The following is a 26,484-nucleotide window of genomic DNA, read 5'->3' as shown; positions in this document are numbered from 1 at the left end:
GCCATGCGCGCCAAACTTCCTTTCGCAGCCGCACTGGCCGGCCTTGTCCTGTCGCCTTTGCCCGCCCCCGCCAAACCCGCTCTGGGCCAGCCCGCCCTTGGCCAGCCAGCCCCGGCCAAGGCGCCGGGCGCGGTCCTGGCCAGTGCTTGTGCCGGTCGCGATGGCTGGGCCGATCCCGCTCCGCCGCAACGGATTTTCGCTAACACTTGGTATGTCGGGACGTGCGGGATCAGCGCCGTGCTGATCACCTCGCCGCAGGGACACGTGCTCGTCGATGCCGGCGTGGCCGATGCTGCGCAAAGCGTGGCCCACAATATCGAGGCTGCCGGGTTTCGCCTGGCGGACGTTCGCTGGATCGTGCTGAGCCACGAGCATTCCGATCATGCGGGCGGCCTTGCCGCGCTCAAGCGCATGACGGGCGCACGCCTTGCCGCCCTGCCGGCAGCCGCCCGCGTGCTGGAAACCGGCAAGGTTCCTACCGAAGACCCGCAGGCCGCCTGGCTCAAACCCTTCCCCGGCGTTCATGTCGACCGGGTGCTGCGCGATGGGGACGTGCTGGCAACGGGCGCGCTGCGGCTGGTGGCCCATGCCACGCCCGGCCACGCGCCCGGCTCGACCAGTTGGACCTGGACCAGTTGCGCCGGCCGCGATTGCCGCGCGATCGCCTATGTCGACAGCGTGACGGCCCTTGCCGCGCCAGGCTGGCGCTTTGCCGATCATCCGGCTTATGTCGCGGCGTTTCGCGCCTCGCTCGCCCGGATCGCGCGCCTGCCCTGCACTTTGCTGATCACCCCTCACCCTGGCGCCAGCGACCTGTTCGACCGCCTTGCCGCCGGCGCGCCGCGGCCAGCGCCCGGTGCCTGCCGCGCCTATGCCGCGCGTGGCCGGGCAAAGCTGGACGAGACCCTTGCCAAGGAAGCCGCCAGCCCACAAAGACCCACGCCATGAGCTGGAAAATCACTATCCTTGCCCCGCGCGCCGTGGTCCAGGCCGCGCTGATCGCCCATGAAGACGTGTTCGACTGGGATCCGGAGATCGTTATCGCCGGCAGCGAGATTGCCGAGGACAAGCCTGAGGACTGGCAACTGGAAGCCTGGCTGGCCGATGAGCCGGGCGAAACGGAACGCGCCGCAATCGCCGCGCTGTTCGCCGATGGCGCGCCGCCGATGCAGATCGAGGAACTGCCTGAAGAAGACTGGGTCACGCTCAGCCAGCATGGCGTGGAGCCGATCCACGAAGGGCCGTTCCACGTTCACACGCCCGAATATCCGGCGGTGGACCAGCCCGGCATCCGCAATTTCCTGATCCCCACCAGCCAGGCCTTTGGTACGGGGCAGCACGCCACCACGGCCGGTTGCCTGGCCATGCTGGCCCACATGAAGGCCCACGGCGCGGCGGTGCGCAGCCTGGCCGACATCGGCACCGGCACCGGCTTGCTCGCCTTTGCCGGCTTGCACCTGTGGCCCGGCGCACGCGCCATCGCCAGCGATATCGATGCGGTCTGCGGCCCGGTCGTGGCCACCAATGCCGATGCCAATGGCGTGCCGCTGGGCGATGGGCCGGGCAAGCTGGCCATGGTCATTGCGCCGGGCATGGACCACCCGCTGCTGCGCCTTTCCGCCCCTTATGACATGCTGATCGCCAATATCCTGGCTGGGCCGTTGATCGAACTTGCCCCCGAATTCGCTGCGGCGGTCAAGCCGGGCGGCCATGTCCTGCTCGCCGGCCTGCTCGCCACGCAGGAACGCGCGGTGCGCGCCGCCTACGCCCGCGCCGGCCTGCGCCTGGCCGCGCGCCAGGTGCGCGGCGACTGGTCTATCCTGTGGCTGCGCCGCCGCCCCACCACCCGCATCCGCGCCAGCAAGCCCGGCACGCTGCCGGCATGGTCGCAGAAGTGGTGATTTGCGGGGGCGTGGCGTAAGGCCCGCCCCCCTCATCTTCAGAAGAGGGGGGTGGTTTGGCGGAAACCTGGCCCAACCCCCAGAAAGATCAAGCCCGGCTTCCCACCATCGCCAGCCCGAACGCCACGAAGATCGCGCCGGTCACGCGGTTGAACAGCTTGCGCGGCGAAGGCTTTTCCAGCCAGCGCGCCACCGAGCGGCCACCCAGCGCATAGAACATGTAGGAGGTGATCTCGATCACCCCGAAAGTGGCGACCATGACGGCAAATTGCAGCGGCTTGGGCCGCGCCGGATCGATGAACTGCGGCAGGAACGCCCCGGCGAACAACAGCGCCTTGGGGTTGCTGATGCCGATCAGGAAGCCGGTGCGGAACAGCGCCAGCGGCCTTGGCGCTGCCACGGGATCACCGGCACCCACATCGATCGCTGCTTCCTGCGCGGTCCAGGCCTTGTATCCCAGGTAAAGCAGATAGGCCGCACCCACGATCTTGAGCGCGGTGAACAGCTGCGGCATCGCCACCAGCACCGCCGATAGCCCCGCTGCCGAAAGACTGAGCAGGCACAGCACCGCCAGGAAGCAGCCGCACATGGCAAACATCGCATGGCCAAAGCCGAGCGTGACGCTGCGCGTCATCACGTGGAGCATGTTGGGGCCGGGCGAAACCGAGATGAAGAACACGGTGACCACGAACAGCCACCAGGTATGCAATGCCATGCCGTTTATCCCGCTGCCTTGAAGATTTCGGCCCAGGCGGCCTCGTCGATTACCTCAATGCCCAATTCGGCGGCCTTTTTCAACTTGCTGCCCGCGCCCGGCCCGGCCACGACCAGGTCGGTCTTGGGCGAGACACTGCCCGCCGCGCGCGCGCCCAGCGCCTCGGCCTGGGCCTTGGCCTCGTCGCGGCTCATGGTTTCGAGCTTGCCGGTGAACACCACGGTCTTGCCGGCGACAGCACTGGCGCGGGTTTCCACGATGAAATCGGGCGGGCTGACTTCGCCCAGCAAATCATCCCACACCGCGATGTTGTGCGGTTCATGGAAAAAGTCGCCCAGCGCTTCGACCACAACCGGGCCAACGCCATCGATGCCGAGCAGATCGGCCTTGGCGTCTTCATCGCCGCCATGGGCTTTTTCCGCCACGGCGCGCAAGGCGGGCAGCGTGACGAAGCGCTTCATCAGGTCGCGTGCGGTCACCGCGCCCACGTGGCGGATGCCCAGGCCGAACAGCAGGCGCGCGGCATCTGGCTGCCGCTTGGCCTCGATCGCGGCGATCAGGTTGTCGACCGACTTGTCCTTCCACCCCTCGCGCCCCACGATATCGTCGCGCCGCTTGCGCAGGCGGAAGATGTCGGCCGGGCTTTCCAGCCAGCCCAGCGCAAAGAATTCGGCAATGGTCTTTTCGCCCAGGCCTTCGATATCGAGCGCAGCACGGCTGACGAAGTGCCTGAGGCGCTCGGTCCGCTGCGCCGGGCAGACCAGCCCGCCGGTGCAACGCACGTCCACTTCGCCTTCCTCGGCCACCGCCTCGCTGCCGCACTCCGGGCAGTGATCGGGAAACACATAGGCCGGGCGCTCGTCGTCGCGCGTCAGGTTTTCAACCACTTGCGGGATGACATCACCAGCGCGTTGCAAGACCACGCGGTCACCCACGCGCACACCCAGCCGGCCGATCTCATCACGGTTGTGAAGCGTGACGTTGGTAACGGTCACCCCGCCTACCAGAACCGGGCGCAAGCGACCCACCGGCGTCAGCTTGCCGGTGCGGCCCACCTGGATGTCGATCGCCTCCACGGTGGTCTCGGCGCGCTCGGCAGGGAACTTGTGCGCCATGCCCCAGCGCGGCGCCTTGGCCACGAAACCCAGCCGGCGCTGCCATTCCAGGCTATCGACCTTGTAGACCACGCCGTCGATATCATACGGTAAATCAGCACGTTGCGCCTGGATGCTGCGATAATGCGCCACCATTTGCGCCACATCCTCGCACCGCGTCAGCAAGGGCGAAACCGGCACGCCCCAGGCGGCGATCTGCTGCATCATGTCCCACTGCGTCGCGGCGGGCACTTCGCTCGCCGCGCCCCAGCCGTGCGCCCAGAACCGCAAGGGCCGGCTGGCCGTCACGCTCGCGTCCTTCTGCCGCAGCGATCCGGCAGCAGCATTGCGCGGATTGGCAAAGACCTTGTCGCCCTTTTCCTCTTGCGCCGCATTGAGCGCCAGGAAATCGGCCTTGGCCATGAACACTTCGCCGCGGATCTCGAACACGGCAGGCGGCGCCACGCCCGAACCCGAGGCAAGTTCCTGCGGGATGTCCTTGATATGGGCCACGTTGGCCGTCACGTCCTCGCCCACCTGGCCATCGCCACGGGTAGCCGCACGCACCAGCTTGCCATGTTCATAGCGCAGCGAGCAGGACAGCCCGTCGATCTTGTCCTCGGCCGTCATCGTCACCGGCGCGTCGCTTGGCAGGGCGAGGAACCGGCGCACCCGCGCGACGAATTCCTCCACCTCCTCGTCGGAGAACGCGTTGTCGAGGCTCATCATCCGAACCTCATGCGTTACCTTGCGCAAGGGCGAGGACGAAACCTCGTGCCCCACCGCGCGCGAGGGGCTGTCCGCGCGCACCAGATGGGGAAATGCCGCTTCCAGTTCGGCGTTGCGGCGCACCAGGGCATCGTATTCCGCGTCGGAAATTTCCGGCGCATCTTCCGCGTGATAGCGCCGGTTGTGATAGGCAATCTGCCGCGCAAGCCGCATCAGCTCGTTGGCGGCTTCCGCCTCGTTCATCGCTGCCGGATTGCTCATCACTCGCACACTCTCGCCAAGACCGTTGCACACAGAGGGCGGCGGATACGAAATCCCAGCGTTTCGTAAAGCCGGATCGCCGCTGCATTCTCGGCATAGCTGTGGAGGAACGGCTTGTCCCCCCGTTCCAACAGGCGATCGCGCACGTGGCCGATCAGCCGCGCGGCGAGGCCCCGGCCGCGAAACTCGGGCCAGGTGGCAACACCGCTCACTTCGGCAAAACCGGGCGCCGGGCGCATCCGCTCGCCGGCCATCGCCGCCAGGCGCCCATCCAGGAAAATGCCGTAGAACTGGCCATAGCGCCAGGTGTCAGGGCCCCACGGCCCGGGCTTGGTTGCAAGGGCAAGCGCGGTCATGGCCGGCACGTCCACCTCCCCCAGCGGCACAATGTCCGGCGCGTCGATCCGTTCGGGCACGGGAAGGCGGGCATCGGCCACCATCTGCACCAGCGGCGCCACGCGGCGCACGGCCAGGCCGGATGGCGCCACCACGGCCTGCGGCTCCACCGTCCACAGTTCATCGTCGGGCGCTGCCAACAACTTGGCCAGATGCTCCTCCGCTCCCGGCGCAGCAGCGGCAAACGGACCATAGCCCGGATCGATCCGACACGCCGCCTCCGCGCCCGTCCAGCGGGACAGTGCCCGCTGCGGGCCGTTCAGGGCATGCCACACGGGCCGATCGAGCGGCACGAACCCGGCGCTCATGCCTGTTCCAGCAGCCGCCTTGCCTGGGCGCGCGCTTCCTTGGTCACTTCCGCGCCCGACAGCATCCGCGCGATTTCTTCCTTGCGGCCCGCCGCGTCCAGCTTGCTCACCGAAGTGCGGGTAACGGTGCCTTCGCTGGTCTTGGCGATCAGGTAATGCGCATTGCCGCGTGCAGCCACTTGCGGACTGTGCGTCACGGCCAGCAATTGCCCGCCGCGCGCCAGCCGGGCCAGCCGCTCGCCGATGGCGCTGGCCACCGCACCGCCCACGCCCCGGTCGATTTCATCAAAGATCACGGTCGCCGCCCCGCCTTCTTCGGCCAGCGCCACTTTCAGCGCCAGGATAAAACGCGAAAGCTCCCCGCCGGAGGCGATCTTGCCCAGCGGGGCAAAATCGCTGCCGGGGTTGGTGGAAATGAGGAATTCCACCCCGTCCATGCCTTGCGCGCTCCAGCGGTCTTCGGGCAGGCGCACCACGGCGGTGTGGAACCGCGCCGCGTCGAGGCGTAGCGGCGCCAGTTCGGCGGCCACCGCCTTGTCCAGCTTGCGCGCCGCTTCGGCCCGCTGCACCGAAAGCGCCTCTGCCTTGGCGCGATAATCGAGGCCGGCATCCATCGCCGCGCGCGCCAGGCCGGCAATCTGCGCTTCGCCGCCTTCGATCGATTGCAGCGCGGCCTGCAAGGCCTCCCGCCGCGTCGGCAGATCGTCTACCGTGCAGCCGTGCTTGCGCGCGGCGGCGCGAAGATCGAACAGCCGCGTCTCGATGCGGTCGAGCAGGCCAGGATCGTGGGCCAGCGCTTCGGCGGCGGCGGCCAGCTTGTCTTCCGCCTCCCCCGCCTCGATCACCGCGCGGTCCAGCGCTTCGAGCGCTTCGGCCAGCAGGGGATGCTCGCCGGCGATGCGGTCGAGCCGCCGCGCTGCGCTGCGCAGTTGCACCAGCGGCGCGTCAGAGCCCTGCCACAAGTGCTGCAATTCGTTGAGATCGCCCGAAAGCTTCTCGCCCTTCTGCATCGTCGCGCGTTGCAGGGCGAGTTCCTCCTCTTCGCCCGCCACCGGCTTCAAGGCATCAAGCTCGGCCAGGTGCGCCTCGATCAGGTCCTGCTCGGCCGCCGCGCTGGCGAGTTGCGCGCGGGCCTGGGCCAAGGCCTGCTCGGCCGCGCGCCAGGTGTCCCACGCCCGCGCCACCGCCGCGTTATCGGCCCGGGCATAGCGATCGAGCAGCATGCGGTGCCCGCGCGCATTGACCAGGCCGCGATCGTCATGCTGCCCGTGCAGTTCCACCAGGAACCGCGCCAGTTCGCGCAGCAGCGCCACGCCCACGGGTTGATCGTTGACATAGGCACGGCTGCCGCCATCGGCGCGCAGGCGGCGGCGCAGCAGCAGCGGCTCGCCCGGCTCCCAATCGATCGCGGCCTCGGCCAGCACGGCTTCCACCTCACCGGGGCGCTGGGCAAATTCGAACGTGGCCGTCACGCTCGCCACGTCTTCTCCGGCGCGGACCAGCCCACTATCGGCGCGATCACCCAGAACCAGGCCCAGCGAATCCAGCAGGATCGATTTACCGGCGCCGGTTTCCCCGGTCAAAACGCCCAAACCGCCCGGAAACGCGAGGTCCAGTGCCTCGATCAGGACGACATTGCGGATGGAAAGCCCGGTCAGCATCCCTTGTTCCTAGCGTGTTGCAACGCCCTCGTCACGCCCTTGCGTTCCCGTCTTGTTTCACATCGGTGACACGGTGTCGCCTCGCCGCAATGTGACGGCCGTATTGGATTCGCAAGACAACGGCAGCATATGAAGGGAATGGGTCATGGATCGCCCAACCGACCGTAGCTTTGCCCCTCTTGGCGAATGGATCAAGGGCGCCCCCGATTGGCTGGACAAGCCCGAACCGCGGGGCTTCCGGCCCAAGCGGCGCGTGCGCACCGTGTGGATTTCCGATCTCCACCTCGGCACGCGCGGTTGCAACGCCGACATGCTGCTCGATTTCCTCTCGGCGATCGAATGCGAAACGCTCTATCTTGTGGGCGATATCGTCGATGGCTGGCGCCTGTCGCGCGGGTGGTACTGGCCCGATGCCCACAACGAAGTGGTGCGCCGCGTGCTCAAGATGGCCCACCGCGGCACGCGCGTGGTGCTCATCGCCGGCAACCATGACGAGATGCTGCGCCCCTATGCCGGCATGACCTTCGGCGGCGTGGAACTTGCGCTCGATACCATCCATCGCACGGCCGATGGGCGCCGCCTGCTGGTCACGCATGGCGACGGGTTCGATGGCGTGGTGCTCTATGCCCGCTGGCTCGCGTTCCTGGGCGATGCGGCCTATGCCGTGCTGCTGCGCGCCAACCGCTGGGTCAACCTGGTGCGCCGACAGTTCAAGCTGCCCTACTGGTCGCTCTCGGCCTACATGAAAAAGCGCGTGAAGAACGCCGTGCAATTCATTTGCGACTTTGAAGAAGCCGTGGCCCACGCCGCGCGCGACATGGGCGTGGACGGGGTGGTCTGCGGCCACATCCACTGCGCCGAAATCCGCCAGATCGGCGATGTCACCTATTACAACGATGGTGACTGGGTGGAAAGCTGCACCGCGCTGGTGGAAGATTTCACCGGCGCCATGAGCATCGTCGACTGGGCCGAGGAACTGCGCAAGCAGGCGCCGTTCACCCCGGCAACCACGCTCGAACTGCCCAGCCCGGCCGAAACGGAAACCGTCTGATGCGCATTGCCCTGGCGACGGACGCCTGGACCCCGCAGGTCAACGGCGTGGTGCGCACGCTCACCACCACCGTAGGCCATCTGCGCGCGCGGGGGCATGTGGTGGAATTGCTCACACCCCAGCAGTTCCGCACATGCGCCCTGCCCGGTTATGGTGAAATTCGCCTGGCCATGGCGCCGCGGTTCGGCACGCGGCGCACCCTGCGCGATTTTGCCCCCGATATCGTCCATATCGCCACTGAAGGCCCGATCGGCTGGGCCGCACGCAGCTGGTGCAAGGCCTCTGGCGTGCCGTTCACCAGCGCGTTCCACACCCGCTTTCCCGATTATGCCGCCATGCGCACGGGCCTGAGCCCCGATGTGTTCTGGCCGGTGATGCGCCGCTTTCACGCGCAAAGCGCCGCCGTGCTGGTTTCCACTCCCAGCCTGGCACGCGAACTGGCCGGGCACGGCATTCACCAGACCCGGCTATGGTCGCGCGGGATCGACGCCGATCTGTTTAATCCCGGTCACGGCCCGCTGCCCGAGATCGCGGCGCTTCCCGGCCCGATCCTGCTCTATGTCGGCCGGGTGGCGGTGGAAAAGAACCTGGGCGCCTTCCTCGATTGTGCGGTTCCCGGCAGCAAGGTTGTGGTGGGTGATGGGCCAGACCTGGCCATGCTCAAGGCCCGCTATCCCCACGCGCATTTCACCGGCGCACTGTCTGGCACGGCGCTGGCGCAGGCCTATCGCGCCGCCGATTGCTTCGTGTTCCCCAGCCGCACCGATACCTTTGGCCTGGTGATGATCGAAGCGATGGCCTGCGGCGTTCCCGTCGCGGCCTTTCCCGTCGCCGGCCCGCTCGACGTGGTGGGCGCGGCGGGCCTTGGCGCGCAAGGCAACCTGCTCCGCCCGATCGGCGCCTGCGATGAAGACCTGGGGCAAGCGATTGCCACGGCGCTCGCCTGCCGCCGCGAAGATGCCGCCGCCTATGGCGCCAGCTATTCCTGGGAAGCGGCCACCGACCAGTTCGAAGCGGCGCTCGCCACGGCCGTGGAACAGATCGCCCAGGCCGCCTGACGGCGCAAGATCCTCCCTGTCGCAAAGCGATGGGGAGGCGGTGGGCGGCAGGCCCGACGAAGGGGCCGTCCCGCCCCATGGTGCACTGCAACCAATTGCGGCCTGACGCATTTGCCCGGAACGCCCCCACCGCACGGAGCCTTCCATGTCGCAGCGCACTCTGATCCAGTTCTTCCATTGGTACCTGCCCGAGGGCCGCTTGTGGGACGACACCGCCGCCGCCGCACTGGGCCTGGCGGAAATGGGCGTGACCGACGTGTGGCTGCCGCCCGCCACCAAAGGCGCCAGCGGCGCGATGTCGGTCGGCTATGACACCTACGACTTGTTCGACCTGGGCGAGTTCGACCAGAAAGGCACCGTCCCCACCAAGTATGGCACGCGCGCCGCGCTGGAGACGGCCTGCGCCGCGCTGCGCGACCATGGCCTGCGCGTGATCCACGATGTGGTGTTCGATCACAAGATGGGCGCGGACGAGACAGAGCGGGTGCAAGTGCGCCGCGCCAATCCGGAGAACCGCACCGAGATCGAGGACGAAGCCTTCGATGCCACCACCCATACCCGCTTTACGTTCCCCGGCCGCGCCGGCGCGCATTCGCGCTTTGTATGGGACCACAAGTGCTTTTCGGGCGTGGATCGCATCGAAGACCCGGAAGAAGACGGCGTGTTCCGCCTCGTCAACCAGTATGGCGACGGCGAATGGAACGAGGAAGTCGACGACGAACTCGGCAACTTCGATTTCCTGATGGGCGCCGACGTGGAGTTCCGCAACCGTGCCGTCTACGAGGAATTGAAGTTCTGGGGCCGCTGGCTGGCCGAGCAGATGCCGGTCGACGGCTTTCGCCTGGACGCGGCCAAGCACATTCCCGCCTGGTTCTTCCGCGATTGGGTGGGCCACTGCCGCGACAGCATCAGCCCCGATCTGTTCGTGGTGGCCGAATACTGGCACCCGGATCGCGATGCGCTGGCCACCTATCTGGAACGCACCGATCACCAGCTTTCGCTGTTCGACGCCGCGCTCGTCCACCGTTTCCACGATGCCGCGCGCGCAGGCGCCGATTACGACTTGCGCACGATCTTTGATGGCACGCTGGTGCAAAGCCAGCCCGACCATGCCGTTACCCTGGTGGCCAACCACGATACCCAGCCGCTCCAGGCGCTCGAAGCGCCGGTGGAAGACTGGTTCAAGCCGCTCGCCTATGCGCTGATCCTGCTGCGCGAGGGCGGCGTGCCCTGCCTGTTCCACCCCGATCTCTACGGCGCGAGCTATGCCGATACGGGCAACGACGGGCAGACGCACGACATCACGCTGGCCCCCGTGGCGTGCCTTGCCAAGCTGACGCAGGCGCGCCAGCGGTTTGCCCACGGACCGCAGACCGACTTGTTCGCCAGCGCCACCTGCATCGGCTTCATCCGCCATGGCACGGCCGAGGCACCGGGCTGCGTGACGATCCTGAGCAACGGCGAGCCGGCCTCGCTCTCGGCCGAACTCGGCCCCGACCACGCCGGCGCCACCTTCGTCGATTGGCTCGGCCACTGTGATGGCGAATGCGTGGCAGACGAGGCCGGGCGGCTCGAGGTGCGTTGCGAGGGTGGCAGCGTCAGCGTGTGGGTCAACAAGGCCGCACTGTGACGCGGAATTGTTACCGAATGTTCCAAATCGGCTAATCGCAATTGGCAAGGGACTGCCCGCCGCCAATTGTTGCCAATCTGCAACACGCTGGCGGCGGAAGTTTCTGGCAGCGGCACGATTTGGAACCTCATTTTCCCAGCGATGTTCAGCAGGTGGGACAGCATCATGGGGAATATCATGACTATCAAATCACTTACCGCAATCGCTATCGCCGCAGCCGGTCTGCTCGCCCAGCCCGCTTTCGCCCAGGACGATACCGCAGCGCCTTCCAACGGGACGACATTCCGTGGCATTCGTGTCGAAGGAAACGTGGGCGGGGACCGTTTCCAGTCGGAAGGTAACCATAACGACAAGTTCGGCTATGGCGCCACGGTCGGTTTCGACGGCACCTATGGCCAGCACATCCTGGTCGGCGCCGAGGGCAGCTACTGGCGCGCCAACAACTGGAACGAAAACTGCACCGGCCTCGCCGATGGCAACAGCATCTGCCACAAGTCGTTCGAGGAATGGGGCGCCGCCATGCGCGCCGGCTATATCACTTCGTCGGGCGTGCTGTTCTTCGGCAAGGCCGGCTATGTGAACGGCGAACAGCGCAAGCGGATCGACGATCCTTCGGGCACGCAGCTGGTCTACGATCACTATCGCTCCGATGGCTACCAAGTGGGTGGCGGCATGGAATTTTCGCCCACGCACAGCCCGCTCTACATGAACGTGCAGTACGTCTATTCCAACTATCATGGCCATTCGTCGCGCCAGCGCGTGATGGCTGGCGTGGGCGTGCGCTTCAAGTAAGCGCAGCCAACGCGGCACGATCTGCGGGGTGGCGCGGCAACGCGGCCACCCCGCTTTGCATTTTCTGTCCTTAAACCAATATGTTCCTTCGCCTTGGCTTACGCTCGGAATATTTCGTCGTTGCGCGCGTGAACCAACCGGCGGTTCGGTCGTTGCGCAGGCATTGTTGCTGGATTGTAACCACCGGAAGGACACCATCATGCGCCGATTTTCCACCAAGATTGCCTTTGCGCCCGCGCTCGTCGCCGCGCTCAGCCTCAGCGCGCTCGATACTGCACCGGCTTTTGCGCGCCATCATTATCATTCGCGCGCGCACTACCGCTGGTGCCGCCATTCCAGCGGCACGACCGGCCTGATTGCTGGCGGTGCGGGCGGCGCGCTGCTCGGCCATGCCTTGATCGGCGGCCCCGTGGGCATCGCGGCCGGTGCCGTGGGCGGCGCGTTGGGTGGCCGGGCCATCGATCGCACGATGACCGCCAAGAAGCGCTGCCGCTAAGGCCGGCTGCCGTCGTCTTTGCGACATTGCCGATGGCAGGCCTGTCTGCAAAGGCGCGCGGCAACCGCATTGCGGCTGCCAGCGTTGCGGCAGGCCTGGAGATCCTCCTGGCCTTGCTCTTGCTGTTTGGCCTCGCCCCGCCCCACGGCGCGGGCGAGGCCATGCGCAACGGAATTACCGCGATAACACTGTCGCACCCGCCAGCGCCCATCGCCAGCAAACCGCCGCCACCGCAGCCGCACCACCCACACGCCACCGGCAAGGCCGCACCCGCCGCCCTGCGCGCCCAGGCCGCTCCAGTTTTTGCTGCGGTCACGCCTTGGGCCAAGCCGCCGCCCATTCCCGTCGCGCCGCAAGTTGCCCTGGGGCTCGCGCCCCATAGCGGCGCCGCGCTCGTACCCGGACCGGGCAATGGGGCGGGCGGCCAGGGCAATGGCACGGGTTCGGGCACCAGCGGCACCGGTGATGGCGACGGCGGTAGCGATCCCGAATGGACCGGCGGCAAGATCAAATCGTCCGATTACCCGCCGGCCGCGCGCGCCGCCCAGGCCCAGGGCACCACCTCGGTTACCATTTCCGTGACGGCACAAGGCCGCCCCAGCGCTTGCCGCGTCACCCAATCCAGCCGCAACCCGGCGCTGGACGCCACCACATGCGACCTGGCGATGAAGCGCTTCCGCTTCCGCCCGGCGCGCGACGCATCGGGCCGCGCGGTCGCAGGCGAAGTGGATTACGACCAGGAATGGACGATGGGCATCCTCTCTGACGCGCCATAGCGCCGATCGGCTTGGCCCAGCCGCCATCGGAAATTTGAAGTTGGAAATATTTTTGGCGCAGGCCCGAAATTCCCCGGCAATCCCGGTAAAATCGTTGTGCATAAAATCGATAAATTGGCCCGAAAAATCTGGATCCCATGGGCTGGAACCAGAATTGTCTTTCAATTTTTCCACAACGTGTTATTAGAGTTCTGCTTACGTCGCATGCGACGGATAATCGGCAGCTTTATGCCCACCCCTTTATCCTTTTCTAGCACTATCGAAGCCGGGATGCGCTGCTTTTGGCGCATGCCCGTCATACTTGGGATAAAGGACTATCCATATGACCACCGGAACCGTGAAATTCTTCAACGTCGACAAGGGTTACGGCTTCATCGCGCCCAATGGCGGCGGTAACGATGCGTTCGTGCATATCTCGGCCGTCGAACGCGCCGGGATGCAGACCCTCGAAAAGGACCAGGCCGTTTCCTATGACCTGGAAACCGACCAGCGCGGCAAGACCTCGGCCGTGAACCTTCAGCCGGCGTGATGGATGCGAGGCGGTGCGCCCAACCGGTCGCATCGCCCCACCCTCGCGTTGAACAAGCTGGAGCCTAGACATGACTGATCCGAAAAATCGCCCGTTCCTGATCAACAAGGATGACGAGGGCCATTTCCGGCTGACCGTGCGCACCACGCGCTACAATTCGCAGGGCTACCCCGTGGTCACGGCGTCGCTTCAGGACGAAGTGTTCCAGACCATGGCGAAGGCTCGCCTGTTTGCGCGGGAAAACTTCAACGCGCAGCCGGGCGAATACGCGTCGAAATAACCGATACCGCATCCGCGCGAACGCGGTTGCGCACATCCACGGCCAACGTGTGACGAACCGCTTGGCAAACCCGATCGTTTCGATTGCCAGGCGTGATGTGCCCGCAACCCCCAGCCGCCGAAAGGAAGACCATGGCCAAAAGCCAGAAGAAATCGAACAAGGAAATCCGCAAGCCCAAGGCCGCCAAGCCGCCTAAGCTGAACGCTTCCAACCATGCCACCAAGCCTGCGCCGGTCGGGATCGTCACGATCAAGACCTGACAGCAGCCCGCACCGGCCCGGCCGCACGCCGGCGAATGCCTGCATTCGCCCGCGACGGGCACGTGCCGTGCAGGCATTTTCTATCGCAAGCTTGTTGCTGGCAATTCCCCATTTCCGGGCAATGGCACGATGCGCCAGGCTCGCGATCATGTGGAGGACACGCCATTGATGAACGAGCTTCCCAACCTGACCGATCAGCAGTTGCTTGAGGCACACGAGGCCTCCGACATTTCCGCGATCAACGGCATCGTCAGCCTCGCCAATATCCTGCGCGGCCGCAACATCCTCAGCGACGCCGAAGCCTCGGCACTCTACGAGAGCATGAGCCTGCCGCTGGGCATGGCGAAGTATGCCGACAATCCTTCCGTGCAGGACATCCAGCTCAACCTGGACCGGCTTTTCGCGATGGTCGTCGATCCTGGCTGAAGGCTGGCCTCATCCGAGCTAGAGCCTTGGCGCCACGGCCCCCAGCCCAGACCATCCGCGCGCGAACGCAAGAGCTGCCCCGCGCAGGCGGAGACACACATTCGAACGGCTCGTTTCGCCCAGTTGCGGATATGGCAGCACTATGCTTCATTGCCGTATGGCGAGCCGAAAACTGTGGATTAGGCGCATCTGTATATGCGCTGTGATTTATTTCTGGACTGCTCTTGCTGCACTTTGTGCCAGCAACGCGTTGGACTTGCAGTATGATGGTGGCGTAAGCTGGTGGGTCATAGCAGCTTACTCTTTCCCTGCTTTGGTTATCGCAACCCCATTACTGGCGCTATCTCAAAGCCCAAACCTCGGCCTCCTTTACTGCCTGATCGTGCTGGCCATTTTGACTGGCACATGCATTCTCGTTCTGGCCCGGAACGAGAATGCATCCAAGGACAGCTAACCACAATTCCAGTCCATTCCTTCGTCATTCCGCGCAGGCGGGAATCCAGTTCTGGGGAGCCGTCAACACTGAAGCGGCGCCCCTTCCCGCGCTAGCCGCTGGATTCCTGCCTTCGCGGGAATGATGGTGTTGGAGGTTACAAAGGCAACTCCCCACCAAAATTGCCTTCTGTCTTTTCCAAACGGCGTGAATTGCCGGTGCAACGGCGCGCGCCGTCACGAAAAAGGGCGCCCGATCAAGGCGCCCTTTTGCATGTCGTCTCTGCGTCCGAAAAATCACGCCGCGGTGATATCGTCACCCTTGGCGTTCATCAGCTTGAACGCACGCTTGTACCAATCGCTGCCGGGGTAGTTGGTGCCCAGCACGGCGGCGGCCTTCTGCGCTTCGTCGCGCACGCCCAGCGCCAGGTAGCATTCGACCAGGCGGAACAGCGCCTCGGGCGTGTGGCTGGTGGTCTGGTACTTGTCGATCACCACGCGGAAGCGCAGCGTGCCGGCCAGCCACTTGCCGCTCTTTTCATAGAAGCGGCCCACTTCCATTTCCTTGCCGGCCAGGTGGTCGTTCACCAGGTCGAGCTTGAGGCGGGCGTCCGTGGCATACTGCGTGTTGGGATAGCGGCGGATCACTTCGGTCAGCGCGGTCAGCGCCTGCTGGGTGATCTTCTGGTCGCGCGTGACGTCGCTGATCTGCTCGTAATAGCACAGCGCCACCAGGTAATAGGCATAGGGCGCGTCCTTGTTGCCGGGGTGGATCGACAGGAAGCGCTGCGCGGTCTGCACCGACTTGGCATAGTCGCGCGCCACGTAATAGCTGAAGGCCCCCATCAGCTGCGCACGGCGCGCCCAGGGCGAATAGGGGTGCTGGCGCTCCACTTCGTCGAACAGCGCGGCCGCCTGCTTGGCATCGCCACGGTCCAGGCGGTCCTTGGCGGTCATGTACAGCGTGTCCACGTCGCGCGCGACATAGGCCACGTCCTTCTTGGCCTTGTTGCCGCCCGCGCAGCCTGCGGTCAGGCCAATGGCAACGGTTGCGGCGGCAAGAACGGCGATGCGCAGCGGGCTGCGGCCAGAAGCAAGAAGGGTCATGGGCCGTCCTATAGCCAGCGGCTTGGCCCACGCCAAGCGAAGGTTGAAGCCACACGCAAAAGTTGCGGTTGATTGCGTTTTTGGGTGCATCCCGGGCCTAAGATGCGATCCGCTCGCGCGGATTCACGCCTCTGCCGCCTCGTCGAACGGTGGCACCAGCGTGATCCCATCGGCCAGCGTCACCTTGTCGAGCATGTCGGCCATTTCGTCACGCAGCCGGATCATCAGCCCGCGCAGGCGGCATTCCGCCTCGGGCAGGCAATTGGCGCAGTGTTCGTGCGCGTTGCGGCTGGCGCAAGGCACCAGGGCCAGGCTGCCACGGGTCAGGCGGATGATATCGCCATAGCGGATATCCACCGGGGGCAGCGCCAGCTCATAGCCGCCGTCGCGCCCGCGCTGGGAAATCACCACGCCTTCGCGGGCCATTTCCGAAAGGATCACCGTAAGGAACTTGCGCGGGATGTTCTGCGCCTCGGCAATCGCGTCGAGCCGCACCGGCCCTTGCCCAAACGTGTCGGACAGATGTTGCAGGGCACGGATCGTATAACGCGTTTTTTGCGAGAGCATGTGAAATACAAAAAGACGGTTAGCCGCGAATGTCAACGCCACAACTTGAATATCCCGGTGCAGCATCGCCTTTGCAGCCATGCTGCACCGGGAAAACGCCATTTACGGCTTGATGCGCTGCTCCACGAAATCGAGACGCGCGCGATAGGGGTCTTCCACTTGCGCCGCACCTGATGCATCGATCACGTGCACCGTGGTGTCGGTGGGCGTCACTTGCGGCCAGGGCGAAAGGCCGGGCAGCCCATCGGGGCGCCCGGTCTTGGCAAAGGCCAGCCACAGCTTGTGCGTGAGCGTCGCCACCGGCTGTTCGGCAGGAATGGCAGTGGGCTCCTTGCGCCCGGCCAGGCTGTCGAACACATAAGGCAGTTCCGAGGCATGCGGCGCACCGCCCATTGCCGCCAGCGGCGCCGGATGCGCATAGGCAAAGCGATAGAGCCACACCGGCTGGCGCGGCGCCAGCAGCCGCGCCACGGCGCGCGCGGGCTCGATGAACATGCTGTCGGCACTGGTCATCGTCCCCACCACCAGGCCGGTGGCGGTGCCTTGCGGATCATAAAGCGCGCGCGCCTTGTCCGCATCGGCACCATAGCTGGCAAAGATCGCCGCCTTGTCGGTCGTCCTCGGGAAACCATCAGCCGAATTGGACCCGATCAACACCGGCACCGGCGCATCGAGCCCCGCGGCGGCCGCATCGTTGGACGCGCCGACGATCGTCTGCCCATCCACCATCGGCCCGGAATAACCGGTCTGCGCCATGGTCATCATGCTCAGGTTGCCGGTCACTTTGGCTTCGGGCAAGGCGCGCAGGGCCGCCGCATCAAGGCCGGGGGCAAAGTCGGCGCCGATCTTTGCTGCGCGCGCGATGGTCGGCATCGGCAGCGTGCCATCACGCCCGCCGCCCGATTCGATGATGGCACGGGCAAACAGGCCGCGCGCCAGCGGCGATTGCAGCAGCATGTGCATGCTCATGCCACCGGCGCTTTCGCCAAACACGGTCACGTTGGCCGGATCGCCGCCAAAGGCCGCAACATTGGCCTGCACCCACTTGAGCGCGGCGATCTGGTCCAGAAAGCCGAAGTTGCCACCCAGCCCTTCGGCCTTGAGCGCAGGATGGGCAAAGAACCCGAACCGGCCCAGCCGATAGTTGAGGCTGACCAGCACCACCCCGTCGCGGGCAAAGGCCGCGCCGGAATAGACCGCCGGCGAGGTGCCGCCATTGACGAAGCCGCCACCGTGCACCCACACCATCACCGGCAGGCGGGCGTTTGCCGCGGCGCCGGCAGGCTTCCACACGTTGAGATAGAGACAATCTTCGGCCGGCTGCGTCCGGATCGGCGCAGCATCGGGCGGAAACGGCGCCTGGGCGCAATCATGGCCATATTGCGTGGCATCGCGCGGGGTGCTCCACGCCGGCGCCGGTTGCGGCGCGCGCCAGCGCAAGTCGCCCACCGGCGGCGCGGCATAGGGAATACCCTTGAAGCTCGCCACGGTACCCTCCACCGCGCCCACCAGCGCGCCTTGCGCCACCGTGACGGTGGGCGCGGCGGCAGGCGTGGGCGCCGGCTTGGCCAGCGCGGAAAGCGGCAGCGCCAGGGCGCCGGCCATCAGCAAGATCTTGTGCATGTTCATCGCCCTCAATCCTTCCAATTGCGCGCCGGCAGGCGCACCGTCACCACTTGTCCCAGCGTCTGGGCATCGCTGCCCAGGGCAAAGCCATAGCTGCCCGCCGGCATCGTCCAGCCGCCGCTGCTCTTGGCCCCGCCCTTCGTGTCATCGCGCCAATCGGCCAGCAGGCGCGGATCGATCGGCACACTCACCGTCTTGGCCTCGCCCGGCTCAAGATGCACGCGGGCAAAGCCCACCAGGCGGCGCTTGGGGCTGCCGGCGCGATCCACCAGATAGACCTGGCCCACATCGTCGCCCGCCACCTTGCCGGTGTTGCGCAGCGTAAAGCGCGCGGTCTTGCCGTCCACGCTCAACCCCTCGCTGGCAAAGGTGGTGTAGCTCAGGCCATAACCGAACGGAAACAGCGGCTTGGCACCCTTGCGGGCAAACCAGCGATAGCCCACGTCAGACCCTTCGATGTTGTAATCGGCCTTGAGCGTGGCATCGGGCGTGGGCGGCGTGCCCATGAAATCGGGATCGAGCGTATCGCTGCCGTCCACCTTGGGCCGGGGCAACTGGTCCACGCTGGCAGGGAACGTCACCGGCAGGCGCCCGCCGGGATTGGCCTCGCCAAACAGCACCTTGGCGATCGCTTCGCCACCGCGCGCGCCGGGATACCACGCTTCCACCACCGCGGCGGTCTTGTCCAGCCAGGGCATGGCCACCGGCCCACCGGTTTCCAGCACCACGATCGTGCGCGGATTGGCCGCCGCCACCGCAGCGATCAACGCGTCTTGGCCATCGGGCAGCGACAGGTCGGGCTGGTCAAGCCCTTCGGTGCGCCATTCGGTGGCAAACACGATCGCCACGTCTGCCCGCCGCGCCGCTTCCACCGCATCGGCGATATAGCGCCCGTCGCGGAAATGCACCGCGGCTTGCGGCACGCGCGCCTTGATCGCATCGAGCGGGCTGGAGCGGTGGAACTGCTGCTGCATGATCCCCGCAAACGGACCGGAAGCGAGCACCGGCCGCGCCACCACCGGGCCACCATCGCCCTGCACCTGGCTCGACCCGCCGCCCGAAACCACACCGCCATCGGCATAGCCACCGATCACCGCCACGTTCCTGGCATCGCGCAGCAAAGGCAGCGCATTGTTCTGGTTGCGCAGCAAAACGATGCCGGCGATCGCCGCCCGTTCGGCCACGGCGGCGTGGGCCGCCTCGTCCCACGTTCCGCCCGCCGTCACCGGGTGCTGGTCCACACCGGTGGCATATATCGCGGTCAGCACGCGGCGGTTCATGTCTTCCAGGCGCGCGGCCCAGGCCTTGTTGCCCGCGGCCTTTTCCGCCAGCTTGCTGCCGAAATAGACCGCCTTGTCCAGCTGTTCGCCCGATTGCTGGTCAAGGCCCGCCGTCGCGGCCTCGATCCCCGGCACCGCGCCCCAGTCCGACATCACGAAGCCCTTGTAGCGCCAGTCGCGCTTGAGCACGGAATTGAGCAACCAGTCGCTGGCGCAGGCGCGCGGGCCGTTGACGCGGTTATAGGCGCACATGATCGAGCCGGGCTGGCCCTGCTCGATGCCGATCTGGAACGCCAGCAGGTCGCTTTCGCGCGCGGCGGCGTTGTCGATCTGGATATCCACGAACTGGCGGCCGGTTTCCTGGCCATTGAGCGCGAAATGCTTGATCGTGGAAATGATGTGGTTGGACTGGATGCCCCGGATCGCCGCGCCGACCAGCACGCCCGACAGCAGCGGGTCTTCCGACAGGTATTCGAACGTGCGGCCATTGCGCGGATCACGCGTCAGGTTGACGCCGCCGGCCAGCAGCACGTTGAAGCCGCTGGCGCGCGCCTCTGCCCCGATCATCGCGCCGCCATCATGCAGCACCGCCGGGTCCCAGCTGGCAGCCTGGGCAATGCCCGATGGCAGCGCCGTGGCGCCCCGCTTGCGGGCGCCCGAAACCCAGGCAACGCCCAGGCTCGCGTCGGTTTCCTTGAGCGCGGGAATGCCCAGGCGCGGCAACCCGGCGATATAGCCGGCACCCGGCACGGCATCGGCCGGAATCGGCGGCGAATTGGGAAACAGCTGGATCGCCATGATGCCGTGGGTCAGCGTCGTGCGCTCGTCCGCCTGCAGGGACTTCACGGTCTGGGCGGCACGCGCATCGGCCGCTGCAAGGTCAACCGGCGCGCCGCCGGGCGCCGGGTTGGCCGCCGCGTTGCCCGCGGCCTGCGCGTGCGCCATGCCCGCCCCGGCGACGGCCAATGCCATCACCGACAAAAATCTCATGCCCATTGTCGCATCCTTCCCACGGCGGCCCTGCCACCAAACGCTTGTGCGGCCATCGTGCCCGCACTTGTCAGCGTTGTCAATTGTCGCGACCGTTGGCTTGCCCGCCAATCCGGTTCATATCGGATGCCATGCCAGATCCCGTGCAAGACGCCGCCACCCCGCCTGCCCCCGCCAAGCCCGCACCAGCGCGTGCCGCTGGCAGCATCACGATGCACGATGTTGCGCGCCGCGCCGGCGTTTCGCTCAAGAGCGTGTCACGCGTGATCAATCGCGAGCCGCACGTGTCGGACAAGCTGCGCACCAAAGTGGAACAGGCCATCGCCGAGCTGGACTATGTGCCCGATACCGCCGCCCGCTCGCTGGCCGGGGCGCGTTCATTCATCATCAGCGTGCTGTTCGACAACCCCAGCCCGAACTACACGATGAAGCTGCAGGCCGGCGCCTATCGCGCCTGTGTCGATCACCAGTATCACCTGCGGATCGACCGCATCGATTCCGCGCGTCCCGATGCCGAGATCGTGGCCGAACTGGCTGCGCTGCTGCGCAATGGCCGCTGCGATGGCTTCGTGCTCACCCCGCCGCTGGCCGACATACCGGTCGTGCTCGATTTCCTGCAGGCGCAGGGCGTGCGTCATGTGCGCGTCGCCCCGGAAAACCCCAGCGCACAAGCCCCTGGCGTGGGGATGGACGATACCGGCGCGGGTGCCGCGGTGGCGCGCCTGCTATGGCGGGCCGGGCATCGCCGCTTCGGCGTGATCACCGGCCCGGCCAACCATGGCGCGGCCGCACGCCGCCGCCTCGGCTTCCTCGCCGCGCTTGCCGAGCTTGGCCACCGCGGCCACGTGGCCGAGGCCAATGGCGGCTTTGCATTCGAAGGTGGCATTCGCGCCGGGGCGCAATTGCTGGCCAGCCAGCCACGCCCCACCGCGATCTTTGCCACCAACGACGATTCCGCCGCCGGGGCACTGGTCGCCTGCGCGCAAGCCGGGCTGACGGTGCCGCAAGACATTTCGCTCTGCGGCTTCGACGATAGCTGGGTGGCGCGCTCGGTCTGGCCCTATCTCACCACGGTGTACCAGCCGATCGAAGAGATGGGCTATGCCGCCGCCACCCTGCTGATGGACCGCGACGGCAGCGACGCCCCGCCGCTGCGCCAGATGCCCTATCGCCTGGTGGAGCGGGACTCGATCGCCCCGCCCCCACCCGAGATTTAGCGCGTCGTACCCAAAACGACCGGGCCGACCAGGCCGGAGGCGCGCAGCGGCGCATCGGCGTTGTAGGTCGGGATGGTCGTCCACGTCACCTTGGTGGTGACGCCCGGCTGCGCATCGCCGATCAGGCGGTTGACCCAGCTGTTGGCCACGCGGACCTGCACGGTATTCGCGCCGCTGCGCACCGCGCCTGCCACGTCGAAGCGATAGGGCGCGTGCCACTGCATACCCAGGTCATGGCCGTTGACGGTGACTTGCGCGATATCGTGCACTTCGCCCAGGTCCAGCCACAGCGGCTGGTTGCGCCTCCACCCCTTGGGCAGGCGGAAGCTGCGCGTATACGTGGCAATCCCCGAAAAATAGCGCACCCCGGCATCGGCATTCTGGTCCAGCCGCGCCAGCGTGGGCAAGGCGATGCTGGCCGGCGCACCTCGGCCCGGCTGGAACGCCACGCTCCACCCGGTGCGCGGCGCCCCGGCGAGTTCGCCCAGCGGCACATCGCGCACCGGCTTGAGCTGCACTTGGCTGGCCGTTGCCGGCTTGCGGAACACCACGAAGACCGAGCTTTCCGCCGCCAGGCTGAGCGGCACGATCGTCTCGCCGTTTTCGATGCGATAGCTGACCGGGTCCACCTTGCCGCTATCGGCATGCCACAGTTCGGGCTGCTTTCCGGCCACGCGGAAATGCGCTTCGAACGTCTCTTCCCGGTTCAGGCGGTTGACCAGGAACCACGCGTCGCCATCGACCAACTGGCGGTGCAGGAACGGCACTTGCGCGTCGCTGGCGCCCACCACGCGGAAATCGGGGGCCACACCCAACCGGGCAAGGCCTGCGTCCACGTCGGCCAGGGCGATCACCCGCCCCTTGCCCACCATGGCATCGCCGCTGCCGGGCCACAGGCGCGCCACCAGTTGCTGCCACTGCGCCGCCTTAGCAGGCTGCGCATCGTCGAGCGCGGGCGAACCTTGCGGCGCCAGGCCGATCACGCTTGCCCCGCCATCGACCAGTTCGGCCAGGCGGCGCAGCGTTTTCAACGTCATCATCCGCGATGATCCGCCCAGGTAGATGGCGCGGTAACGCGCCCCGCCCTGGCTGACGAGTTCGTTGCCCTGGTTGAGCAGCACGCCGCCCAGCACATCGGCGTTGACGAAGTCATAGGCATTGGCCTTGGGCGCATCGGCCACCGGCGCCTTGCCGTAAAGCCCGGTCAGCGGCGCTTCCTCGCCATAGAAATAGGCGACATCGGCCACGTTGCGCCCTTGCTGCAGCAGCAGCGAATTGCGCGCCATGTAATCCACCCAGGGCCGCGCCATCTCGGCCCAGCTTTCATGCCGGTTGAAGAACTGGCCAAAGATCATCAGCGACAGGCCCGGCACCTTGTCGTCGGTCGGCTGGTGGACCGAGGTGTGCACCACCGGGCGGTTGATCCCGCTCACGAATTCCAGGTCGATGATCCGGCGCAGGTCCTTGGGCGTATAGGCCCAGGGCGCCAGCGCCGAGGTCATGGATTCGGCCGCGACCAGGTTCTGGCCATAGACGTGCGCCACTGAAGCAGCGCCCTTCATGTCGGCCAGGTAGCTGGGGTTGGGCCCGGTGGCGCGGCCAAAGGTCCACAGCGCCGCCATCGGCACGTCGGTTCGCGCGCGCATGGCCATGTCATCGCCCAGCATCGGGCGGTTGTCTTCCAGCGCCTCGCCATAGACCTTGAGACCGTTTTCATGCGCCACCTGGGCCACCATGCCATAGTGTTCCGAAGACAGCAGGTCGGCCAGGGTGCGGCGCCAATCGTAGAGGAAGCGATCGGCATCGGCCCGGCCGCCGATCAGCACGCCGGCCAGCGTGGGCAGCCAGGGCGTGGGGTCATAGCCGCGCAGGCGCTTGAACTGGTCGATCAGCTTGGGCGTCCAGTTGGCCGCGCCCACTTCGATCGAATCGGTCAGCAGCGCGGTCACCCCGCGCCGGCCGATCAGGTCCGGCCCGGTGGCATCGCGATACATCCCCAGGTAATGCGTCAGATAGCGCCGCACCGCCGCGCCATCGAACTTGTCCACTTCCAGGCCGGTCGCCTCGGGCGCGGCGGGATGGTTGGTGGTGCCCAGCAACGTGGTGCCAAAGCGCAGGATGCGCCAGGCAGACCCTGCCGGCGGCGTCCAGTCCAGCGTGCCATCGGGGCGCAGCTTGGCCGTGAGGTTCACCACCTTGGCCGCATCGGGCCCGGCGGCGCCGGCATCGGGCGTGCCCAGCGCGTAATAGTCCTGCTCGATGGCGAAACCGGCCTTGGCCTCGAACCGATCGACACGCGGATCACCATGCAGCTGAAAATGGCGCAGGTCGAACGGGGCGGTGGCGCCGGCGGACATCATTTTCATGAAGCCCACGTCGGTGGCCGCGCCGGGCGCCGGATCGCCCAGGTTCGATCCCTGGAACGGCAGCGGCGCCAGCACCACACGGAACTGGCTCGCGGTAACCGGGGCAAAGCTCAAGGTGGTGGGCGCTGCCGAAATGGGCACGTCGGCCACCTTGGTCCAGGTTGCGCCATCGCTGCTCGCTTCCAGCCGGGGCGCGACCACGGCGCCCGAGAACATGCCCTTGGCGCCGGCCAGGAACAGGGTAACCCCGCGCACCGTCTGCGGCCGATCGAAGCGTGCCAGCACGATCGAAGGCTGCTCCGGCGTGCCATGGGGCACCATCTGGCCCTTGGCAAAGCTCGCCCCGGTCAACAAGGCGGCGTCAAGCGGCTTGCCATCGGGACCGGTGATCGCGGGTAGCGGCAGGTCGGCCTGGTCGCCCGCCACCGGCACGGCCAGCACGGCCACGTCCGCGTAGTATTCATGGGCCTGCTCCGGCCCTTCCTTGGTCAGCGCGGCCAGCGGATCATTGAGTTCCATGTCCTGGAACGTGCCCGTGTTGTGGGGCGGCGCGGGCAACGGGCCGGCCAGCTTCTTGCCGCCGGGCACCAGTGTCTCGCTCCACACCACCTTTTTCAACGCGTCGGCCGGCTGTACCCAGGGACCGCCGGTTTCCGACCAGCCGGGCGAGGCCGCAATCGCCAGTTCCAGCCCGCGCGCATCGGCACTCTGCGCGGCAAAGCGGAAAGCGTCCTTCCATTCCGGCGTCATGAACACCAGGCGGTGATCCACCACCTGCGGGGTCATCAACCCGGCGTCAAACGCCTGGAGCCCGCCGATCCCCATGCGGCTCATCCAGTCGATGTCCTTGGCAATGCCGTCCTTGGTGACATTGCCGTTCATCCAGTGCCACCACACGCGCGGCCGGGCCGAAGCCGGCGGATCGCGGAATTGCAGATCGAGCGGCACGGCCGTGCCAGCGTGGACACCCCCGGCGCCCGGCACCGGACTGGCGGCCGCAGCGGCCCCCGGTTCTGGCGCGGACCCGGGCGCGGCCCGGGCCGGCAGCGTGCTCATTCCAGCAAGCGCGCTGGCCAGCAGCAGGGCGGTGCGAATGCGGCAGAACGCCGGCTCGATCATGCAGTCTCTCCTGGGAACACAAATTGTCGTTTTGGCGATTTGGCCTGCCGGGGCAAGGCCTTCCGCCCTATGCCGGCATTTGGCCCGGCACTTGGCCCGGCATTTGATCAGACGATCCCGGCGCCCAGCCCCACGGGCTTGCGCTCTTGCGCCTTGCGCGCGCGGTACTGGCTCAGGCGATAGGCCTCCAGCACGTCGATCGCACCGCCGGCTTCGGCGCGCGCCTTGGCCAGGATCGGCGAGACGTCGACGTTGTAGGCACGGCGCAGCGCTTGAAACGCCATCATCGTGTCGTTGCTTTCCTGCGCGCCATGCAGCGCCGCGCGGTCCACCAGCACCGCCTTGGCATAACAGCTGGTGATCGCCTCGGCCGAAGACAGCATGGATTCGATCGGATCGGTCACGTTGTGCGACTGGTCGATCATGTAGCTCGGGTTGAAGCCGTCACGCGGGTTCAATTCCGCCTCGATCAGTTCGTTGAACACCAGGAACAACTGGTGCGGATTGATCGACCCGGAATCGAGATCGTCGTCACCATACTTGCTGTCGTTGAAGTGGAACCCGCCCAGCTTGCCGAAGCGGTGCAGGCGCGCCACGATCTGCTCGATGTTCACGTTGGGCGCGTGATGGCCAAGGTCGACCAGGCACTTGGCCTTGGGGCCCAGTTCCTGCGCCGCCAGGATCGAGCTGCCCCAGTCGGAAATGACCGTGGAATAGAACGCCGGCTCGAACATCTTGTGTTCCAGCAGCATGCGCCAATCGTCGGGCAGCGCGGCATAGACCTTGGCCGCGGCGTCCAGATAGCGGTCCAGGCTGCGGCCCAGGTCCTGCTGGCCAGGAAAATTGGTGCCGTCGCCCACCCACACCGTCAGGTCGGTGGAGCCGAGCTGCCGGCCGATCTCGATGCATTCGATGTTGTGGTCCACCGCCTGTTGGCGCGTGGCGGCGTCCTGCGCGGCCAGCGAGCCGTTGGCATAAGTATGCGCCTGGCCCACCTGGTCCTGGAAGGTGTTGGAATTGACCGCGTCCCAGCCGAGCCCGAGGGCAGCGGCTTCCTCGCGCAGCGCCTTGAAATCGCTGACCTTGTCCCAGGGGAAATGCGGCGAGACGCGCGGCGTCACCCGGCTCAGCTGGTTGATCACGGCGCAATCTTCCAGCTTTTCATGGATGTTGGTCGGCTCCCCGGCAATCGGGAACTTGGCAAAGCGCGTGCCGCCCCGGCCCGCGCCCCAGCTGGGCACGGCCACCGAGAATGCGGCAACGCGGTCTTTCACGGCATCGATATCGATCCCGCTGCGCGCCAGCTTGCGGCCCAGCGCGCCATAGTCTTCCTCCAGCGCCTGTTCGTGGCGGGCGTTGGTTTCGGCGATCAGGTCGGCCGAAAGGGGCAATTGTGTCATGGTCTTGTCCTCTCCCG

General features: G+C 66.6%; 23 protein-coding genes. 13 read left to right on the top strand and 10 right to left on the bottom strand.

All coding sequences use genetic code 11. The annotated features are described in order from the left end of the window. Positions 1-3 precede the first annotated feature (3 nt). Together bla and FHW94_RS06130 are read left to right on the top strand one after the other, a co-directional pair. On the top strand, positions 4-948 hold the full coding sequence (gene bla, locus FHW94_RS06135; protein WP_168554805.1) for a subclass B3 metallo-beta-lactamase: 945 nt from the start codon (positions 4-6) through the stop codon (positions 946-948). Next, positions 945-1,901, top strand: coding sequence for a 50S ribosomal protein L11 methyltransferase (locus FHW94_RS06130; protein WP_168554804.1), 957 nt, complete (start codon positions 945-947; stop codon positions 1,899-1,901). Before bla ends, FHW94_RS06130 begins: the two co-directional genes overlap by 4 nt. A gap of 88 nt (positions 1,902-1,989) precedes the next feature. On the opposite strand, the gene FHW94_RS06125 is transcribed toward FHW94_RS06130, so the two are convergent. From FHW94_RS06125 to recN, 4 genes are read right to left on the bottom strand one after another with little or no spacing between them, the layout of a single operon-like run. Then, positions 1,990-2,616: a LysE family translocator gene (locus tag FHW94_RS06125; RefSeq protein ID WP_168554803.1), complete on the bottom strand. Its 627-nt coding sequence runs from the start codon at positions 2,614-2,616 to the stop codon at positions 1,990-1,992. Positions 2,617-2,621: 5 nt separating this feature from the next. Beyond that, positions 2,622-4,700 carry an NAD-dependent DNA ligase LigA gene (gene ligA / locus FHW94_RS06120; RefSeq protein ID WP_168554802.1) on the bottom strand — a complete coding sequence of 693 codons (2,079 nt, stop codon included), beginning with the start codon at positions 4,698-4,700 and terminating at the stop codon, positions 2,622-2,624. Continuing rightward, positions 4,700-5,404, bottom strand: a complete 705-nt coding sequence (locus FHW94_RS06115) for a GNAT family N-acetyltransferase (protein ID WP_168554801.1) — start codon at positions 5,402-5,404, stop codon at positions 4,700-4,702. The genes ligA and FHW94_RS06115 overlap by 1 nt, the downstream gene beginning before the upstream one ends. Further along, positions 5,401-7,065: a DNA repair protein RecN gene (gene recN, locus FHW94_RS06110; protein WP_168554800.1), complete on the bottom strand. Its 1,665-nt coding sequence runs from the start codon at positions 7,063-7,065 to the stop codon at positions 5,401-5,403. The genes FHW94_RS06115 and recN overlap by 4 nt, the downstream gene beginning before the upstream one ends. Positions 7,066-7,210: 145 nt before the next feature. Here recN and FHW94_RS06105 point away from each other — a divergent pair, with 145 nt between their 5' ends. The 10 genes from FHW94_RS06105 to FHW94_RS06065 all read left to right on the top strand — a co-directional run bounded on the left by FHW94_RS06105 (position 7,211) and on the right by FHW94_RS06065 (position 14,363). After that, complete coding sequence (locus tag FHW94_RS06105) at positions 7,211-8,116, top strand: UDP-2,3-diacylglucosamine diphosphatase (protein WP_246865900.1); 906 nt, start codon at positions 7,211-7,213, stop codon at positions 8,114-8,116. Further along, positions 8,116-9,174, top strand: coding sequence for a glycosyltransferase family 1 protein (locus FHW94_RS06100; RefSeq protein WP_168554799.1), 1,059 nt, complete (start codon positions 8,116-8,118; stop codon positions 9,172-9,174). The genes FHW94_RS06105 and FHW94_RS06100 overlap by 1 nt, the downstream gene beginning before the upstream one ends. Before the next feature lie 145 nt (positions 9,175-9,319). Then, positions 9,320-10,804 carry an alpha-amylase gene (gene amyA / locus FHW94_RS06095; protein ID WP_168554798.1) on the top strand — a complete coding sequence of 495 codons (1,485 nt, stop codon included), beginning with the start codon at positions 9,320-9,322 and terminating at the stop codon, positions 10,802-10,804. A 177-nt stretch (positions 10,805-10,981) separates the two neighbouring features. Continuing rightward, entirely contained in the window at positions 10,982-11,596 is a 615-nt protein-coding gene (locus tag FHW94_RS06090; RefSeq protein ID WP_168554797.1) for an outer membrane beta-barrel protein, read from the top strand. Positions 11,597-11,795: 199 nt separating this feature from the next. Then, positions 11,796-12,092, top strand: a complete 297-nt coding sequence (locus FHW94_RS06085; protein WP_168554796.1) for a hypothetical protein — start codon at positions 11,796-11,798, stop codon at positions 12,090-12,092. A 32-nt stretch (positions 12,093-12,124) separates the two neighbouring features. Continuing rightward, a complete protein-coding gene (locus FHW94_RS06080) occupies positions 12,125-12,868 on the top strand; it encodes an energy transducer TonB (RefSeq protein ID WP_168554795.1) in 744 nt (247 codons plus the stop codon). A gap of 322 nt (positions 12,869-13,190) precedes the next feature. Next, positions 13,191-13,397, top strand: coding sequence for a cold-shock protein (locus FHW94_RS06075; protein WP_168554794.1), 207 nt, complete (start codon positions 13,191-13,193; stop codon positions 13,395-13,397). 70 nt (positions 13,398-13,467) lie between these two features. Then, complete coding sequence (locus tag FHW94_RS06070; RefSeq protein ID WP_168554793.1) at positions 13,468-13,677, top strand: hypothetical protein; 210 nt, start codon at positions 13,468-13,470, stop codon at positions 13,675-13,677. A 131-nt stretch (positions 13,678-13,808) separates the two neighbouring features. After that, on the top strand, positions 13,809-13,937 hold the full coding sequence (locus tag FHW94_RS23560; protein ID WP_282435860.1) for a hypothetical protein: 129 nt from the start codon (positions 13,809-13,811) through the stop codon (positions 13,935-13,937). A 168-nt stretch (positions 13,938-14,105) separates the two neighbouring features. Continuing rightward, a complete protein-coding gene (locus FHW94_RS06065; RefSeq protein WP_168554792.1) occupies positions 14,106-14,363 on the top strand; it encodes a hypothetical protein in 258 nt (85 codons plus the stop codon). 729 nt (positions 14,364-15,092) lie between these two features. Here the strand turns inward: FHW94_RS06065 and FHW94_RS06060 are convergent. The 4 genes from FHW94_RS06060 to FHW94_RS06045 all read right to left on the bottom strand — a co-directional run bounded on the left by FHW94_RS06060 (position 15,093) and on the right by FHW94_RS06045 (position 20,371). Beyond that, a complete protein-coding gene (locus FHW94_RS06060; protein ID WP_168554791.1) occupies positions 15,093-15,902 on the bottom strand; it encodes an outer membrane protein assembly factor BamD in 810 nt (269 codons plus the stop codon). Positions 15,903-16,025: 123 nt separating this feature from the next. Next, entirely contained in the window at positions 16,026-16,469 is a 444-nt protein-coding gene (locus FHW94_RS06055) for an Rrf2 family transcriptional regulator (protein WP_168554790.1), read from the bottom strand. Positions 16,470-16,571: 102 nt separating this feature from the next. Continuing rightward, complete coding sequence (locus tag FHW94_RS06050) at positions 16,572-18,098, bottom strand: carboxylesterase family protein (RefSeq protein WP_246865899.1); 1,527 nt, start codon at positions 18,096-18,098, stop codon at positions 16,572-16,574. Positions 18,099-18,103: 5 nt separating this feature from the next. Continuing rightward, positions 18,104-20,371 carry a glycoside hydrolase family 3 C-terminal domain-containing protein gene (locus tag FHW94_RS06045; protein ID WP_168554789.1) on the bottom strand — a complete coding sequence of 756 codons (2,268 nt, stop codon included), beginning with the start codon at positions 20,369-20,371 and terminating at the stop codon, positions 18,104-18,106. A 125-nt stretch (positions 20,372-20,496) separates the two neighbouring features. Here FHW94_RS06045 and FHW94_RS06040 point away from each other — a divergent pair, with 125 nt between their 5' ends. Then, positions 20,497-21,582 carry a LacI family DNA-binding transcriptional regulator gene (locus FHW94_RS06040; protein ID WP_168554788.1) on the top strand — a complete coding sequence of 362 codons (1,086 nt, stop codon included), beginning with the start codon at positions 20,497-20,499 and terminating at the stop codon, positions 21,580-21,582. On the opposite strand, the gene FHW94_RS06035 is transcribed toward FHW94_RS06040, so the two are convergent. Together FHW94_RS06035 and rhaI are read right to left on the bottom strand one after the other, a co-directional pair. Continuing rightward, positions 21,579-25,067, bottom strand: a complete 3,489-nt coding sequence (locus FHW94_RS06035; RefSeq protein ID WP_246865898.1) for a glycosyl hydrolase — start codon at positions 25,065-25,067, stop codon at positions 21,579-21,581. The two genes, FHW94_RS06040 and FHW94_RS06035, sit on opposite strands and share 4 nt — an antisense overlap. 107 nt (positions 25,068-25,174) lie before the next feature. Beyond that, complete coding sequence (gene rhaI, locus FHW94_RS06030; RefSeq protein ID WP_168554787.1) at positions 25,175-26,467, bottom strand: L-rhamnose catabolism isomerase; 1,293 nt, start codon at positions 26,465-26,467, stop codon at positions 25,175-25,177. Positions 26,468-26,484 lie beyond the last annotated feature (17 nt).

The sequence above is a fragment of the Novosphingobium sp. SG720 genome (assembly GCF_012275365.1).
GTDB classification, from domain to species: Bacteria; Pseudomonadota; Alphaproteobacteria; order Sphingomonadales; family Sphingomonadaceae; genus Novosphingobium; species Novosphingobium rhizosphaerae.
This window is presented reverse-complemented; position numbering and strand designations above follow the sequence as displayed.

Bases quoted from the DNA above. Each gene is read 5' to 3' on its own strand.
- FHW94_RS06100 (WP_168554799.1), top strand. From the start codon at position 8,116: ATGCGCATTGCCCTGGCGACGGACGCCTGGACCCCGCAGGTCAACGGC.
- FHW94_RS06075 (WP_168554794.1), top strand. From the start codon at position 13,191: ATGACCACCGGAACCGTGAAATTCTTCAACGTCGACAAGGGTTACGGC.
- amyA (WP_168554798.1), top strand. From the start codon at position 9,320: ATGTCGCAGCGCACTCTGATCCAGTTCTTCCATTGGTACCTGCCCGAG.
- FHW94_RS06035 (WP_246865898.1), bottom strand. From the start codon at position 25,067: ATGATCGAGCCGGCGTTCTGCCGCATTCGCACCGCCCTGCTGCTGGCC.
- FHW94_RS06130 (WP_168554804.1), top strand. From the start codon at position 945: ATGAGCTGGAAAATCACTATCCTTGCCCCGCGCGCCGTGGTCCAGGCC.
- FHW94_RS06055 (WP_168554790.1), bottom strand. From the start codon at position 16,469: ATGCTCTCGCAAAAAACGCGTTATACGATCCGTGCCCTGCAACATCTG.
- FHW94_RS06040 (WP_168554788.1), top strand. From the start codon at position 20,497: ATGCCAGATCCCGTGCAAGACGCCGCCACCCCGCCTGCCCCCGCCAAG.
- FHW94_RS23560 (WP_282435860.1), top strand. From the start codon at position 13,809: ATGGCCAAAAGCCAGAAGAAATCGAACAAGGAAATCCGCAAGCCCAAG.
- FHW94_RS06050 (WP_246865899.1), bottom strand. From the start codon at position 18,098: ATGAACATGCACAAGATCTTGCTGATGGCCGGCGCCCTGGCGCTGCCG.
- ligA (WP_168554802.1), bottom strand. From the start codon at position 4,700: ATGAGCAATCCGGCAGCGATGAACGAGGCGGAAGCCGCCAACGAGCTG.
- rhaI (WP_168554787.1), bottom strand. From the start codon at position 26,467: ATGACACAATTGCCCCTTTCGGCCGACCTGATCGCCGAAACCAACGCC.
- FHW94_RS06045 (WP_168554789.1), bottom strand. From the start codon at position 20,371: ATGGGCATGAGATTTTTGTCGGTGATGGCATTGGCCGTCGCCGGGGCG.
- FHW94_RS06085 (WP_168554796.1), top strand. From the start codon at position 11,796: ATGCGCCGATTTTCCACCAAGATTGCCTTTGCGCCCGCGCTCGTCGCC.
- recN (WP_168554800.1), bottom strand. From the start codon at position 7,065: ATGCTGACCGGGCTTTCCATCCGCAATGTCGTCCTGATCGAGGCACTG.
- FHW94_RS06125 (WP_168554803.1), bottom strand. From the start codon at position 2,616: ATGGCATTGCATACCTGGTGGCTGTTCGTGGTCACCGTGTTCTTCATC.
- FHW94_RS06070 (WP_168554793.1), top strand. From the start codon at position 13,468: ATGACTGATCCGAAAAATCGCCCGTTCCTGATCAACAAGGATGACGAG.
- FHW94_RS06090 (WP_168554797.1), top strand. From the start codon at position 10,982: ATGACTATCAAATCACTTACCGCAATCGCTATCGCCGCAGCCGGTCTG.
- bla (WP_168554805.1), top strand. From the start codon at position 4: ATGCGCGCCAAACTTCCTTTCGCAGCCGCACTGGCCGGCCTTGTCCTG.
- FHW94_RS06115 (WP_168554801.1), bottom strand. From the start codon at position 5,404: ATGAGCGCCGGGTTCGTGCCGCTCGATCGGCCCGTGTGGCATGCCCTG.
- FHW94_RS06065 (WP_168554792.1), top strand. From the start codon at position 14,106: ATGAACGAGCTTCCCAACCTGACCGATCAGCAGTTGCTTGAGGCACAC.
- FHW94_RS06105 (WP_246865900.1), top strand. From the start codon at position 7,211: ATGGATCGCCCAACCGACCGTAGCTTTGCCCCTCTTGGCGAATGGATC.
- FHW94_RS06060 (WP_168554791.1), bottom strand. From the start codon at position 15,902: ATGACCCTTCTTGCTTCTGGCCGCAGCCCGCTGCGCATCGCCGTTCTT.
- FHW94_RS06080 (WP_168554795.1), top strand. From the start codon at position 12,125: ATGGCAGGCCTGTCTGCAAAGGCGCGCGGCAACCGCATTGCGGCTGCC.